This is a genomic window from Vulcanimicrobium alpinum (genome assembly GCF_027923555.1).
GTDB lineage: Bacteria > Vulcanimicrobiota > Vulcanimicrobiia > Vulcanimicrobiales > Vulcanimicrobiaceae > Vulcanimicrobium > Vulcanimicrobium alpinum.
In genome coordinates this window covers 2,502,046-2,516,710 of record NZ_AP025523.1, presented here as the reverse complement: position 1 = coordinate 2,516,710, position 14,665 = coordinate 2,502,046, and the positions used below count along the sequence as shown (strand labels likewise).

Here is a 14,665-nt window from a genome sequence, read left to right as displayed (position 1 = left end):
TGTCACGAACGCGCGGAGACCGGCAGTGGCGACCGCCGGCTGTTGGTTGGTTCCCTTATACCACTCATCGGATTTTTGTGCAACTTTTTAAGAGGAGATGCGCGCGACGACGTCGGCGAGAGCGAAGTATCGGCCGCGTCCGATCTCGGCGATCTCGCGCATCAGCGGGTGCGCTTCGTAGGCGTCGAGGTTGACGCATGTGAGGTGCGCGCGCGTACCGATCACGCCGGCGAGCGCGCGGCATTGTTCAGCCGCCGTCTCGCCCAGCGCGCGCGCATCGCCCGCCGCCAGCGCGTTCGCGACGTCCGCGGGATCGCCGAGCGGCACGTTGGCGCGGCCGTCGCTGAAGACGGCGACGTCGACGGTGCCGCCAGGATTCGCGCGGCGGAAACGGTCCGCGATGCGGCGCACGTGTTCGAGCGCGCCCGGGAGCGGAGTGAGCGCGCGCACGTCGCCGGGCTCGAGTTCTTCCAGCCGCGCGGCGACGAGGTCGACGTTGCGCCCGGTGTTCTCGTCGACGACGATCTCGGCGAACGGGCCCCAGCACGAGACCAGCGCCGCGCGTTCGCGTTCCGTATAGACCGGGCGCAGCAGTTCGCGGCCGGCCGCTTTCACCGCCGCGGCCGACTCGCGCGTCGAGAGCGAGGCGTCGACGACGAGCACGGTCAGCCGCGCCGGCGTCGTCACGTCGACGCGCTCCTTCGGTTCGGGAGCGATCCCTGCGCGCGCCGCGACGCCGCGGTCGAGCAGCGTCGCCGGGACGTCGATGCGTCCGCCGGAGGCGAGCGGTGCGGTTGCGACGCTGTCGCCTTCGCGTTCGCGCTGCGGGCGGGCTTTCGCCGGTTCGCGCGCGGTCAGCGCCGGCGAGACCATCGTCGTCGTCCCGCCCGAGAGCGCGTCGTTCTGCGCCGCGCTCGCATCGTTCTCGCCGGCCGTCGCCTCCAGCGCCTGCGCGATCGCGGCGTCTTCCGCGAGATGTTCGGAGAGCGCCTCGACGCGCAGACGGCTGCGCCGCAGACGCGCCGCGAGCGGAAACACCACCGCGACGTCGTCGGCCGTCGCCGTCGTGCGTCCGTGCCACGCCGCATGCGCGGCGGCGGCGGTGAGCGCGACGATCTCCGTGCGATGGCTGTCGATTCCCAACCGCGTTACCGCTTCGATCGCGACGCGCTCCGCGTCGTCGGAGACGACGACGCCGGGGAGCAGCGCGATCGCCTTCGCAAGACGCCGCCGGTAGGTGTCGGTCGCTTTCTTGTGCGCCGTGACGAAGGCGTGCGGATCGCGCGTGAACGCCGCGTTGCGGCGGTAGATCTCGCGGCGCTCCGCCGGATCGGACGCGGCGGCGACGAAGACGCGCAGGCCGATGCGATCGGTGATCTGCGGGCGGAGTTCGCCCTCTTCGGGATTCATCGTTCCGACCAAGGCGAACCGCGACGGATAGTCGATCGCGTGCTGTCCGCGCTTGACGTGCACGACGCCCTGCGCGGCCGCGTCGAGCAGCGCGTCGACGACGACGTCCGAGAGCAGATTGATCTCGTCGACGTAGAGGACGTTGCGGTTGGCGGCAGCGAGCAGGCCGGGCCGGAACGTGACCGCGCCGCGTTCGAGCGCAGAGCGCAGGTCGATCGCGCCGACGACGTCGTCGAGTTGGGCGTTCGACGGGAGCTCGACGATCGTGCCGCGCGACTTGCGGGCCGGGATCGCTTTGCCGCGTGCTTCGCGCCCCGCGCACTCCGCGCACAGGCTCGAGCCGCGCGGATCGCAGCCGTACGCGCAGGTCGCGCGTTCGAGCACCGGCAGCAGCTCGCCGGCGCTGCGCACGAGCGTCGTCTTCCCGGTTCCCTTCGGACCCGAGAGCAGGACGCCGCCGATCCGCGGATCGATCGCGGCGAGCGTCAGTGCGAGCTTCGCTTCGTCTTGTCCGACGAGGGCGACGAATGGAAACCATGCGACGGCGGCACGCAACGACATCGCGGGCGTCATTTCGCGCCGGCCGGCGGGCCACCCGCGAAACCGATCATGGAGATTATCGTTTTGTGAAGGAACCTTCCTCCACCCCGCGCAAGCGCGCGGCATGATTTACCGTCCGTTGGCGGTCGTCGGCGCATTGCTGTGCGCGTCGATCGTCTTCGCGCCGCTCGCCGCTCGCGCGGACGCGGGCGAGGCCAGCGCCCTTCAAGCCGGGCTCCTCGCTCCCGCCAATGCGACCCTGCAGCGCGCACTCCTCGGCGACCGGGATCGACTCGATCCCTCCGATGTCGCTCAAGCGAACCCGGTCGGCACCCCGCAGGCGCCGATCCACAAGCCCTCGCTGCCGCAGGGCTTCACCTACAATGCGGACGTGCACTTCACGCACGACTACGGCGACCTCAAGTACACGCCGAACGTTCCGGGCGGCATGGACGTCGGATTCGGATACGCGTTCTCGCATACGAATCGCGTCCAGGCCGGCTACTTCGAGTTCGAAGATACGCCGCTCGGATTCAGCTTTCGGAATGTCCCGCTCTATCTGCAAGGCTACACCGGACCCGGCACCAACCTGCCCGGCGCGTCGCTGGGTACGACCAACACCGGCCTTGTCGACAACGTCACGAAGAACAAGATCCTGACGGTCCTCGATCAGAACCTGATCACCATTGGGATGCCCGGCGGCAAGGTGCTGCCGATCGTGATCTCACCAACGTACATCGCGCGCACCGCGACGATCGGCGGAAACGACGACGTCATCAAGTTCGAGTTCAACGGCTTCCCGACGGAGGCGCATGCCCGTACGGAACAGTTTTGGCTCCTGCCTGTGACGCTGCCGTTTCTCGCGACGCCGCGGATGTTCGCGACGATCACGGCGGCGCCGCAGTGGCTGGTCCACACGGCCGGCGTCAATCAGACGAATCACGCGCAGATTTTCTTGCTCGGCTACGTCGAATACCGCTTCGATAAAAAAACCACGGTCTTCTTCCAGCCGTCGAGGTTGCCGCAATATCATCCCATCGACCCGTACCCGCAGTACGACGCGCTCTTCCTCTACGGCGTCTCCCACCGCTTCACGAAGCACACGTTCATTCAAGGAATATTCGGGGGCGGCGGACCGACGAACTATAAGGAGCTCGGCATCACGAGCATTACGTGCCAGCGGCTCGGCGGCCCCAGCGGTTGCCAAGACGCGCGTCCGACGATCGCCGGATTGAAAGCGTCGGTGTTCCAACTCCAGGTCGGCATCGGCTCGCCGACGGTGATCCCGCTGTGATCGCGCGCGTGCGCAGCGCCGCGGCGATCGCGACGGCGGCCTTCCTTTTGAGTGCCTGTTCGGGCGGCACCAACACCACCAACGTCGTCCCGCCGAATGCGACGCTCCTCGGCGGCCCGACGCTCCCGGCGAGCGGCAACACCTTCGCCGGGATCGGAGACAGCCTCACCGCCGGCGTGCAGTCGGGCGGCCTGCTCGGCGTCAACTTGCCGGGACCGCTCGGCGTGAACGCGCAGGTCGGCACGATCGCTCCCGCCGGCGTGCAGGCGACGCAGGAACACGGGTTCTTCGCGCTGCTCTGGTCGCAGGCAAACGGCACCAGCCTCGCGTCGCTCTCGAACCCGGCGACCTCACCGCTCCCGCTCATCGGGCCATCGGGGCTGGGAGGGCTCCTCGCGCCGACGACGTCGGGGTTCCCGGCGCAGATCGGCACACCGTGCGCCGGCACGCAGGCGGCGGCGAACCAATTCGGTACAGCGCTGCAACTGCGGCTGAGCCCGGGAACGGTACCGTACGACGTCGCGATCCCCGGTCAGACCGCGCACGAGGCGCTGTTCATGACGGGCGCGATCGGGGACTGCACGATCGCACCGGGGAACACGCCCGCCGCGATCGTCGGGCTCAACGCGCTGGTGAACGGCGAGAGCCAGAACTTTTGGCCGATCCTCGCCGGCTTCGGCAGCGGCGTCACCCAGGTGAACGCCGCCGCGTCGCTCCACGCGCGCTACGCAACGGTGTGGCTCGGTTCGAACGACCTGCTCAAGATCGCGTTCTCGGGCGGTGCGGCGCCGGTGACGTCTCCGCAGTCGATGCACGACGACATCAAGGCGATCGTTCAGAAGATGCAGGCGTCGGGCTCGAAGGTCGCCGTCGCCAACTTGGTCGAGGTGATGGGTGCGGCGGTCTTTATCCCGCAACCTGCGTACCAGCCGACGCTCCAGGCGTACATCACCGCAGTGCTCGTGCAGAAGGGCGTACCGGCCGCGACGGCCGCCGCGATCGCGACGCAGTATTCCACCGCCTACGCGACGCAGGAGACCACGCAAACCGGGCTCGGATCGAACGGCTACTTCACCATCAACGCGCTGTTCGCGACGCTCGCCGCCGCGTCGGCGCAGTTAGGGACGACGCCGCCGTCGGCGCCCGTCGCGCCCACGCTCGGCGCGGGGACGTTCGTCAGTGACGCCGTCGCCACGGAAGTCAAGCAGCTCAACACGGCCTACAACGCGGCGATCGCCACGGCGGCATCGGAGACGGGGGCGGCGCTGGTCGACGAGCACGCCGTGTTCGTCGCCATCCAGACCGCCGGCGGCGTGCCGGTCAACCCGCCGAAGTGCTGCAGCCTCGTCTACCGCGGCGGGTTCTTCAGCCTCGACGGCGTGCATCCGTCGAACACCGGCTACGCGCTGATCGCGAACACGTTCATCGACGCGATCAACGCGGCGTACGGCGCGGGGATCCCCGACGTGAACGTCGCGTCGGTCTATGCGACCGATCCGTACGCACCGGGGAACGGCGTCTCCGGTTTCGACGTTCTTCGCAGCACACGATGAACATCACACGACGGAGCGGCGTCCCCGTCGCGGCACTTGGACTCGGCGTCGCACTCCTGGGTGCGGCGCCGAGCGGTCCGGCCGCGGCGTTTCTGGAGACGTGGGCGAAGATCCCGAGTTACACGTGCACGATCAGCGTGCACGAGACCAAAGGTGCGGCCGTGCAAGACCGCACCTACCGCTACGCGTACTTGAAGCCGCACTTCGCCAAGATCGACATCACCGGCGGCCCCGGCCGCGGCGGCGGCGCCTCCTGGACCGGCGGCGACACGGTGAGCGGCCACCAGGGCGGTTTTCTCAGCGGGATCCATCTGCGGGTCTCGATCCACGACGGCCGCGCGGTCGATCTGCGCGGCGGCACCGTCGATCAGGCGTCGTTCGAAAACATCGCCGAGCTGATCAAGACGGCGCCGTCGGCCGTCGACGGCGAAGAGATCGTGAACGGCACGGTGTTCGACACCGTCACGACCCCGTACAAAGACGACAACGGCGCGACCAAGCGCGTCGTCTACCTCTCGCGCACGACGCACTTGCCGGTGCGGCGGGTGACGTTCGCCGGCGCGACGATCGTGGAGACCGAAGATTTCAACGACGTCAACACGGCGGCGAATCTCAAGGAGAGCGACTTCTAGCGCGCGTACCCTCGCGCGATGCGAGCGACGCTGCCATGAACGTCACGATCGAGGGCCGCCGGCTCGGTTACGACGATTTCGGCGGCCGCGGTGTCCCCGTCGTCCTCGTGCACGGGTTTCCGCTCGACCGCAGCGTGTGGGCGGCGCAGTCGGCGGCGCTTTCCGCCGCCGGCGTGCGCGTCGTCGCCGTCGATCTGCGCGGTTGCGGCGAATCGGAGCCGAGCGACGGTCCTGCGCTGATGGAGGCGCTCGCCGGCGACCTCGCCGGCGTGCTCGACGCGCTCGCGATCGACCGCGCTGCCGTCGCCGGGCACTCCATCGGCGGCTACGTCGCGCTCGCGTTCTTCCGCATGTACGCCGAACGCGTCGCCGGGCTCGCGCTGGTCGCAAGCCATACCGCCGCGGACGCGGCGCGGAATCCGAACGCCGATCCCGCTCAGCGCGAACTCGGCGCGGGCCGCGATGCCGTGGCCGCGCGCTTGGCGGTGGAGGGGACGATGGCGGCGGCGGTCGAGAGCTATCTGCCGCGGTATCTCGCGCCGCATTGCTACGCGCACCATCCCGCGCTGGTGGAGCGGCTGCGCGCGCTCATGGAGCGGCAGAACCCGCGCGGCTGCGCGCAATTGGTGCGCGGGATGAAGGAGCGCGTCGCGAGCGACGATCTGCTCGAGGACGTGCACGTCCCCGCGCTGATCGTCGCGGGCGCGGAAGACACGTACCTCTCCGTCGCGTCGCAGCAGGCGATCTCGCGCGGGATCGCCGGCAGCGAACTGGTCGTGCTCGACGGCGTCGGGCACCTCCCGATGTGGGAAGCGCCCGGCGCGACGAGCGCGGCGCTCACCCGCTGGTGCGCGCAGCTGACCTGAAGGCCGCGATCAGGTCGAGAACGAGCCCAGCGGGAACGGCTGCTGGCAGGGCGAGTTGAAGATGTTCAGGTATGCGGAGTACGTCGCTCCGCTCTGCAGCGTCTGGCCGTTCAAATTCGCCGAATAGTAGTAGTCCGACGCGTACGGCTTCGGACCTCCGGGATCCGACGTGAGGTTGAGCGGCGACGTCACGATCTGCTGGCCGAAATTGCTCTGCAGGATGACGTCGTACATCGTGTAGCTGGAATACAGATTGTTGCTATTGCCGTTGGCGACGATCTCGATCACCCCCGTCCCGGTCGAGACGCCGAACTGCCCGCTGCTCGGACGCGCGAGTTGAACGGCCGTGCCGGGATCGCACAATCCGTTGCTGATCGGAACGGCACCGGTGCCGGAACTCGCGCCGCCGCCGCCGCAGCCGGCGGCGACGACGAAGGGAACGCAGAAAAGCAGCGCACGTACGATGCGCGACGGTGAGACGGAATGAATGCGCACGGCGACCTCCCAGGGACGGCGAATGATGTGATCCGCTGTGTACCCGGGATCGCCGACGGCACCAGCGCTATCGCCGACGGAACGCGCGCGAGGTTGCGCCGAGCGCTGAAGATCGGATTAAAGTCCGCTGAGTTCTGCCCAAGAATGCAGCGCGCGCACGACGTCCAAGGCTCCGAGCCCGCGCTCGGTCAGCGCGTATTCGACGCGGGGAGGGAGCTCGGCATATGCGACGCGCTTGACGATCCCGTCGCGCTCGAGCCCGCGCAGCGCCGACGTCAGCACTTTCTGATTGATCCCGGAGAGCGCATGCTGCAGCTCGCCGAAACGCATCCAGTCGCGCTTGCCGAGTTCGATGATCACGAGCAGCTTCCACTTCTCACCGAGCACGACGAGCGCTCGATGTGCGGGACACTCCGCGATCGGGCGGGATGCGTCGGACGCGCGAGCCGAAGCGCCGGACGCGCTTCGGCCCGCAGATGCGTCTATGCGGGCGCCTCGACGGCGCGCTCGGGAGCGATCTCGAAGCGCTCGTGGCGTGCAGCGTACGTCCCCAGGCCCGCGGTGGCGGTGCGCAGTTCCGTCGCGTAGCGTCCGAGTTCGGCTTGCGGGACGAGCGCGATGATGCGGTCCCAGCCGGTTTTTTCGGCCGGTTCGAAGCCCAGGATCTGCCCGCGCTTGGCGGTGAGCTGCGAGACCGCTGCCGACATCGTCGTCGACGGCACCGTCGTCTCGACGCGCATGAGCGGCTCGAGCACCACCGTGCCGAGTTTCTGCAGCGCTTCGCGCACCGCCATCCCCGACGCAGTCTTGAACGAGGCTTCGCTCGAGTCGACGTCGTGAAACGCGCCGTCGAAGAGCGTCACGTGCAGATCCGTTACCGGAAACCCGTGCGGGCCGCCGCTCGCGAGCGCTTCGCGCACGCCTTTTTCGACCGCCGGGAAGAACTGACGCGGCACCACGCCGCCGACGATCGTCTCGGCGAACGTCACGCCCGATCCGCGTGCGCGCGGCTCGAAGCGCAGGTGCACGTCGGCAAACTGTCCGTGCCCGCCGGTCTGATGCTTGTAGCGCGAGTGGATCTCCGTCGGCGACTGGATCGTCTCGCGGTACGCGATCGAGGGCGGATGGGTCGTGACGTCGACGTTGTATTTGCGCGCGAGCCGTTCGGTCGCCGTGGTCACGTGGGTCTCGCCGTTGCCGAGCAATTGCAGTTCGTTGGTGAATTCGGCGCGCGCGACGCGCAACGCCGGATCCTCGTCGAGCAGACGCGCGAGCGCCTGCGAGAGCTTCGCTTCGTCGAGCCGCTGCTTCGGCGCGATCGCGACCGCGAACGAGGGTTCGGCGAGCGGTACGGTCGGCATCAGCACGCCGGCGTTCGGCGAGGCCAGCGTGTCGCCGGTGCCGACGCCCTCGAGCCGCGCGAGCGCGACGATCGCGCCCGGGCCGGCCGATGTCACCGGTTCCTGCTTCTTGCCGAAGAGGCGCGCCATCCCGGAGAGCCGGACCGGCGCGTTGCCGCGCGACGCGTCGACGATCGTGCTCGACGGCGTGAGCGTCCCGGTGAAGACGCGCACGACGGAGAGTTTGCCTTGCTGCGGGTGCATGATCGTCTTGCAGACTTGGGCGACGACCGCGCCGTCGTCGCGCGGAACGACGGGGCGTCCGTCGACGTCGCGGCGCGGTTCGGTCGCCGGCGAGGGGAAGAGCCGCGCGATCGCGTCGACCAGCGGCCAGACGCCGAACCCTTTCTCCGCGCTGCCGACGAGCACGGGGACGATCTGGTCGTGCGAGCAGTCTTCGCACAGATCCCGATCGATCTCGTCCTGCGTCGGCGTCTGCCCTTCGAGCAGTTCCTCGAGGAGCGTGTCGTCGAAATCGGCGAGCGCTTCGAGCAGCGTCGTGCGCTGCGCGGCGGCCGCGCCTTCGAGCGCCGTCGGGATCGGAATCTCTTCGACCGTGCCGTTGCTCCCGAACGCTTTGCTGCACGCGAGGTCGACGTATCCGGAGAACGTTTCGCCGCTGCCGATCGGGAGGTGCGTGGCGACGACGTGCGCGCCGTACGCGCTGCGCAGCGCCGCCAGCGTCGCGTCGAACTGCGCGCCCGGCCGATCGAGCTTGTTCACAAAAAAGAGATGCGGCATTGCGCGCATCTCCAGATATTCCACCAGCGCCGCCGTTTGGGCGACGCGGCCGGGTTCGGCATCGATGACGACTACCGCGGCGTCCACCGCGCTCAGCACCGTCTTGGTCTCTTCGAAGAAGTCGACGAATCCCGGCGTGTCGACGAGGTTGAGGTCGACGTCGACGCAGTTCGCGTGCGCGAAACCGACGCAGACGGATTGGAGGTGGTCGATCGCTTCGGGCTCGCAGTCGGTGGTCGTCGTCCCGTCGCGGACGGACCCCCTCCGCGGGATCGCCCCGCAGTGTGCGAGCAAGGCCTCGACCAGCGTCGTCTTGCCGGCATGATGCGGCCCGACGATGGCGACGTTCCTGAGGCGCGAGATGTCCTGCATCCGCAGCCCTCCTTGCGTTACGTGAGAGGTCGCCGATGCTTCACGGTCGGGTGGTCGTGTCCTGCCGCGAAAGCGGGGCGCCGCTGGAACCGCTTCGGGTGCGGCGCGCGACGATCGCGTACGCGCACGCCGCGAGCAGCGGCGCGATCGAGACGACGGCGAGCGCGACGTCGGCGCCCGCGCGCGTCACGATGACGCCGATCAGCGCGACGCCGGCCGAACCGATCCCGAACGCGACGCCGTTCATCAGTCCCAGCGCCGTCCCCGGACGGCGCGGCAGCAGCGTCTGCGCGAGCGCGACGCCGGGCGCGTTCTGGACCGAGAGCAGCACGCTTCCGGCCAGCAGCGCCGCGACCGCGACGATCCCATGCGATGCGAGCGCGAGCAGCAGCGGAGGGACCGCGAGGACGAGGCCCGCGATCGCGACGCGTGCGTGCCCGAAACGGTCGGCGGCCGCACCGCCGAGGTAGAGTCCGGCCGCCGCGGCGATCAGAAACGCGGTGACGACGACCCCCGCTTGCGTGAGCGCGACGCCGCGCGCGACGAGCAGGTTGGGGAGATAGTAGGCGAAGGCGGCGCCGGTGAGATAGCGCAGCGCCGTGCTGCAGACCAGCAGCGCAACGGCGAACCGGTCGATGCGCGCGTTCTCACCGTCGTGCCCCTGCGACGCGCGCGGCGCGTGCGCACCGACGCTGCGCGCGAGCCCCGGGAGCACGGTGGCGACGCCGAGCGCCGCCGCAACGCCGGGGAGTGCCATCGCGACCACCGTCGCCGGTCCGCCGTGCGCGAGCAGCACCGCGGCGATCGTCGGCCCGATTCCGTAGCCGACCTGACCGCCGATCTGAAAGATCGAGATCGCCGACGCGCGCCGGTCGCCGCCGAGTAAGGTCGAGTACCGGCCGGCCTCCGGATGCATCACCGCCGAGCCGAGTCCGCCGAGGACGACGCACGCGCTCAGCAACGCGATCGATCCGGCCGCCGGCGCGAGCGAGATCGCCGCCGCCGTCAGCGCGACCGACGCCGGCAAGAACCACCAGCGCCCGCGCCGATCGCCGTAGGCGCCGACGATCGGCTGCGCGATCGAACTCGTCAGATACCAGACGAACGCGAGCGTCCCCTGACACCACGCCGGCAGCCCGGCTCGCGCGACGTCGTAGTAGATGACGAACGGCAGGATCCCGGAATACAGATCGCTCGCACCGTGCGCGACCGCCATCCAGGAAACCCCGCGCAGATTCCACGGACGGGCGAGCGATGCGGCGGTCACCGGGGCTGCTTCGCCGCGTCGTGGAACGAACCCAGCGTATGCGCAAACGCGGGGGCGCGCGCAGCTGCTACAACAAGAACGGCGCGCCGAAGAGGTCGTTCGCGACGAAGAAGCTCGCCGAGCGCGCGATCCCGAAGACCAGCGTGCGGCTCGCGCCGTACCCGTGCGAACTGCACGGGTGGCATCTGGGCCACCGCAGAGGGTGAGCCCTCAGCGCCGCGCAACGCCGGGCGGCGTGCCGCGCCAGCGGTAGATCGTCATCGTGCGGCCGCCGCTCGAGACCGCGTTCGCGCGCTCGGCGAATGCCGGGGGAATGCCCCGCTCGAACCAGTGCCGCAGCGGCGGAAAGTCGTTGGCGCGCGACGAGTCGACGATCACGTACGCGGGATGCAGCGACGTGATGAAGCGCGCCGCCGCGCCTTCGTCCCCGTACGGCATCGGCCACCACGTCCCGCCGGCGTAGAACGCGGCCTGCGAGCCGACGTCCATGACGAAGGCGTCTCTGCGGTGCGCGCCGATCCAGGCGCCAGCGACCCGCTCCAGCGCGGGTCCGTTTTCGCGCGCGTCCGCGACGTCGACCGCCAGCGATCCGAGCAGCAGGACGGAGAGCAGCACGAGGCCCGCGTCGGGGAGCATGCGGACGCGGAAGCGGCCGAACACCGCGACCCCGCGCGCCGCCCAGCAGATCGCGGCGGGGAGAAAGATCGCCGCATAGCGCGGCCAGAAATGCCACACGCCGGCAAGGGCGACGTAGGCTGCGACGACGTAGGCGATCAACACGAGTTCGTCGCCGAATCTTGAGCGCGACCAGGGTCCCGCCGCGAGACCGGCCGCCGCGGCGAGCGCGAGCAATCCGAAGCCGTATTCCCGCGAAGCGAAGGCCGCGACGACGTCGCGCACGTGACGGATCGCCGCGCCGGCAATCAGTCCGAGCGCTTCGCCGGCCGGGACGCGCGGCGGCGGCTGGCGCGCGGAGTAGAAGCGCGGATCGATCTCCGGCCCGACGGGATGTCCCGCGCCGTCGACCGCGTCGGCGACCGCCAGATACGGCGCACCGGTGCGGAGCCCTGCGCCGAGATGAAAGTTGATCGACGACTTTCCTTCGAGCGTCGCGCGTCCTGTCGCTTCGTACGTGTTGATCAGCGCCGGAATCGTCGCTACGGCGGCGCATGCGGCAAGGACCACGGCCGCGCCCACGTGCCGGCGCCGAGCGATCGTCGTGACGAGCACGATCGCGAACGCCGTCGCGGCGAAGAGCAATCCTTCGGGTCGGAAGAGGTAGGCGATTCCGAACACGCTGCCGCACAAAGCGGCGATGCGGAGCGACGGCCGGCGCACGGCGTGCAGGAGCGCGAGGACCCCCGCGGCCGCGCAGACTGAGAACGGCGCTTCGGCGATGATGGTCGTCGACGTCGAGACGCACGCGGGCAAGACCGCAGCGATGAGCCCGGCGTAGAGACCCGCGCGGTGACCGTACAGCGTCGTGCCGAGCGTATAGAGGACGCCCGCGAACGCGACGCCGGCGACGAACACGATCCCGAGCGCCGCCGTTTGCGCATCGATGCCCAGCCGGATGAAGCCGGCGATGAGCCAGGAAAAGAGCGGCGGGAAGATCAGCATCGGAACGCCGCGCATCCCGATCGGCCCGTGACCGGCGGCGACGTTCTGCGCGACCCGGACGTACTCGGTGCCGTCCATGTCGATGACGCTGCCGCGGCTCAGCACCATCGCGATCGCGCGGACGACCGCCGCGACGACGAGGACGGATGCCGGGGCCGCGCCGGCGTACGCGCGCAATGAGCGAGACGTCGCCTCAGCCGTGCCCTGAACCGTTGCGATGACGTCCTGCCCGACTGCCTGCTATGCGCTGCGTGCGGGCGGTAACGGGAACGCGCGCGATCCGTCGTCGGCGAGCGCGCCGTAAGGTCCGAACTCGTTGCGTCGAGCGACGACTTTGTTCAGCACGGCGCCGAGCACGTTGTGCACGCCCGACGCCTGCAGGCGCCGCATCGCTTTGAACGCCACCCGGATATCGGTCTCGTTGCGCGCGACGACGAACACGGTGCCGTCGACCTTTGCGCACACGTGGGTCGCATCGGCGACGGGCCCGCATGCGGTCGCGTCGATGACGACCATCTCGTACGCGCTGCGCGCTTTGGCGACGAACGCGTCGAAGGCGGCGGACTGCAGCAGCCCCACGGGGTTCGCCGTCACCGTACCGCTCGTTACGACGTCGAGGCCGGCGTGTTTCGTCGGGCGGACCACGTCCTCGAACGCCGCGGTCCCGACGAGCGCGTCCGAGAGGCCTTTGCCGATGTCCATCCCCAGTTTTTCATGGATGGTCGGGCAGCGCATGTCGGCGTCGACGATCAGCGTACGCGGGTTCAGCGCACCGTACTCGATGGCGGTGGCCAACGCGACGGTCGACTTTCCGTCGCCGGGCGAGGCGCTAGTGAACGCGACCGCTTTCAGTTCGGCGCTCGTCGCGTACCTGAGCGACGTCACCAGATGGTGGATCGATTCGACCAGCGTTTGACGCACCCACGGTGCCGGGGGCTTCTTGGCGCCGCCGAGCATCGGCACCGTCGTCAGCACCGGAAGGCCGAGCCGCTCCTCGACGTCTTCCTCGGTCTTCACGCTCCGGTCGAAGTAGTCGTAGACGATCGCGCCCACGACGCCGATGATCAGAGCGACGATCATGCCGACGATCAGATTGAGCAGGAGGTTCGGCTTGACTGCGGCGTTGCCCGCCGATGCGGGTGAGATCACCGTAACGTCGGTGAGCACCGTCGTGCGGGCGATCGTCGCGTCGCTGAGTTTGCGGTTCAGTGCGGCATACACGAATTCGGCCATCTTCGCCTTGCGGTCCAACTCGGCAAGCCGCTGCGTTTGCGCCGGAAGCGTGCGAATCTTGGCCTCGATGTCGCCGAGCTGTCCGCGCACCGTCGTGAGCTGGGCCTGATCGGCTGCAATCTGCGCCCGCAGCGTCGAACGCTGCTGAGCCAATTGCTGCGCGGCAGGGTTCGCCATCGTATTGCGTGCGGCGACGACCGTCGCCGGGACGGTGGCGAGCTGCTTGAGAATTTGCGTTCGCTGCTCGCGCAACGCTTTGACGCTCGGATGCTCTTCGGTATATTGCTTGAGCAGCGTCTGCAGCTGCACGTCGGTTTGCGCGAGCTGCGTGCGGAGCTGCGCCGCGACCGGGTTCGGCTGCGACGAGCCGCCCGCGGCGATCAGTGACGGCGTGCGCGCCAGCTCGCCCTCGACGACGCGAAGTGAAGCGGCGGCCTGCTTTGCATCAACTTGTGCGAGGGCGGCCTTCTGTTCGAGTGCTGCGGCAGCCGCCAGCGTGCTCTGCGTCTGCGTCGCCGCGTCTGCGACACCGACACGGGCCTGGAACGCCGCCAGCCGGTTCGTCGCGTCGTGAAGGGCGGTTTCAGCAGGTCCGAGCTGCGCGGTGATCTCCGTAATGACCGCGTCGGCCTGTTTCGTGACCATCCCGCGGCGCGTCGCGACCAAGGCCCCGGCCAAGCCGTTCGCGATGCGTGCCGACTCGCGCGGGTCGTTCCAGGTGACGGCGAGATCGACGATCGGGGTTCCCGGCAGCGACTTCGCCATGATGTGCGAAGACAGATCCGCGGGCGTCGCATTCAGACGCAGGGTTTGAATCGTCCGATTCAGCACCGGACTTTCGCCGAACATCTCGACGAACGTCTCCGACGACTGCGCGTTGGAAGCCGCCAGCAACGCGTTGAGGACAGGAAGCGATGTCTGGCCCTGCTGAGCGGAACTGTCGGTGGGGGCCGATCCGCCGCCGGCAAGGAGGGTCAGATGCGTCGTATACGCTTTCGGGGCGAGCATCGACAGAATGGCGACGAGCGCCAGCGTGATGCTGAAGATCCCCGCGACGAGCAGGCGGCGCCGCGCGAGAATCGCCAGAAACGGCTCGATGGTCTCGCCGGGCGCGAATGACGGGTTGAGGTCGCTCTCCGGGACGACGGGCGAGTTTTCGGAACGGACGACGATCGGCTGATTCATCGGCGAAACATCCTTGCTGCCTCTCGGTTCGGGTCACATTGCCCCCCGCCTCCGAGA

The 14,665-nt window shown here is 69.1% G+C and carries 12 protein-coding genes; 5 read left to right on the top strand and 7 right to left on the bottom strand.

Annotation, left to right across the window (positions count from 1 at the left end):
* Positions 1 to 87: 87 nt before the first annotated feature.
* Complete coding sequence (locus WPS_RS12935) at positions 88 to 1,971, bottom strand: ATP-binding protein (protein WP_317994895.1); 1,884 nt, start codon at positions 1,969 to 1,971, stop codon at positions 88 to 90.
* 103 nt (positions 1,972 to 2,074) lie between these two features.
* Here WPS_RS12935 and WPS_RS12930 point away from each other — a divergent pair, with 103 nt between their 5' ends.
* The 4 genes from WPS_RS12930 to WPS_RS12915 are packed head-to-tail and all read left to right on the top strand — an operon-like array spanning position 2,075 to position 6,295.
* On the top strand, positions 2,075 to 3,244 hold the full coding sequence (locus tag WPS_RS12930) for a hypothetical protein (RefSeq protein ID WP_317994894.1): 1,170 nt from the start codon (positions 2,075 to 2,077) through the stop codon (positions 3,242 to 3,244).
* Entirely contained in the window at positions 3,241 to 4,797 is a 1,557-nt protein-coding gene (locus WPS_RS12925) for an SGNH/GDSL hydrolase family protein (RefSeq protein ID WP_317994893.1), read from the top strand. Before WPS_RS12930 ends, WPS_RS12925 begins: the two co-directional genes overlap by 4 nt.
* The gene (locus WPS_RS12920; protein ID WP_317994892.1) at positions 4,794 to 5,429 is read left to right on the top strand and encodes a hypothetical protein; all 636 of its coding nucleotides are present in this window, start codon (positions 4,794 to 4,796) and stop codon (positions 5,427 to 5,429) included. Before WPS_RS12925 ends, WPS_RS12920 begins: the two co-directional genes overlap by 4 nt.
* 35 nt (positions 5,430 to 5,464) lie before the next feature.
* On the top strand, positions 5,465 to 6,295 hold the full coding sequence (locus tag WPS_RS12915) for an alpha/beta fold hydrolase (RefSeq protein WP_317994891.1): 831 nt from the start codon (positions 5,465 to 5,467) through the stop codon (positions 6,293 to 6,295).
* 9 nt (positions 6,296 to 6,304) lie between these two features.
* Here the strand turns inward: WPS_RS12915 and WPS_RS12910 are convergent, their stop codons facing one another.
* The 4 genes from WPS_RS12910 to WPS_RS12895 all read right to left on the bottom strand — a co-directional run bounded on the left by WPS_RS12910 (position 6,305) and on the right by WPS_RS12895 (position 10,570).
* Positions 6,305 to 6,790, bottom strand: coding sequence for a hypothetical protein (locus tag WPS_RS12910; protein WP_317994890.1), 486 nt, complete (start codon positions 6,788 to 6,790; stop codon positions 6,305 to 6,307).
* Between the two features lie 117 nt (positions 6,791 to 6,907).
* A complete protein-coding gene (locus tag WPS_RS12905) occupies positions 6,908 to 7,177 on the bottom strand; it encodes a winged helix-turn-helix transcriptional regulator (protein ID WP_317994889.1) in 270 nt (89 codons plus the stop codon).
* Between the two features lie 95 nt (positions 7,178 to 7,272).
* Complete coding sequence (locus WPS_RS12900) at positions 7,273 to 9,303, bottom strand: elongation factor G (protein WP_317994888.1); 2,031 nt, start codon at positions 9,301 to 9,303, stop codon at positions 7,273 to 7,275.
* Between the two features lie 40 nt (positions 9,304 to 9,343).
* Positions 9,344 to 10,570 (bottom strand): MFS transporter, encoded by a 1,227-nt coding sequence (locus tag WPS_RS12895; protein WP_317994887.1) that lies wholly within the window; start codon positions 10,568 to 10,570, stop codon positions 9,344 to 9,346.
* A gap of 38 nt (positions 10,571 to 10,608) precedes the next feature.
* Here WPS_RS12895 and WPS_RS12890 point away from each other — a divergent pair, with 38 nt between their 5' ends.
* Entirely contained in the window at positions 10,609 to 10,776 is a 168-nt protein-coding gene (locus tag WPS_RS12890) for a hypothetical protein (protein ID WP_317994886.1), read from the top strand.
* Positions 10,777 to 10,780: 4 nt separating this feature from the next.
* Here WPS_RS12890 and WPS_RS12885 read toward each other — a convergent pair whose 3' ends face one another.
* The gene (locus WPS_RS12885; RefSeq protein ID WP_317994885.1) at positions 10,781 to 12,367 is read right to left on the bottom strand and encodes a glycosyltransferase family 39 protein; all 1,587 of its coding nucleotides are present in this window, start codon (positions 12,365 to 12,367) and stop codon (positions 10,781 to 10,783) included.
* A 63-nt stretch (positions 12,368 to 12,430) separates the two neighbouring features.
* Positions 12,431 to 14,608 (bottom strand): GumC family protein, encoded by a 2,178-nt coding sequence (locus WPS_RS12880; RefSeq protein WP_317994884.1) that lies wholly within the window; start codon positions 14,606 to 14,608, stop codon positions 12,431 to 12,433.
* Positions 14,609 to 14,665: the final 57 nt, after the last annotated feature.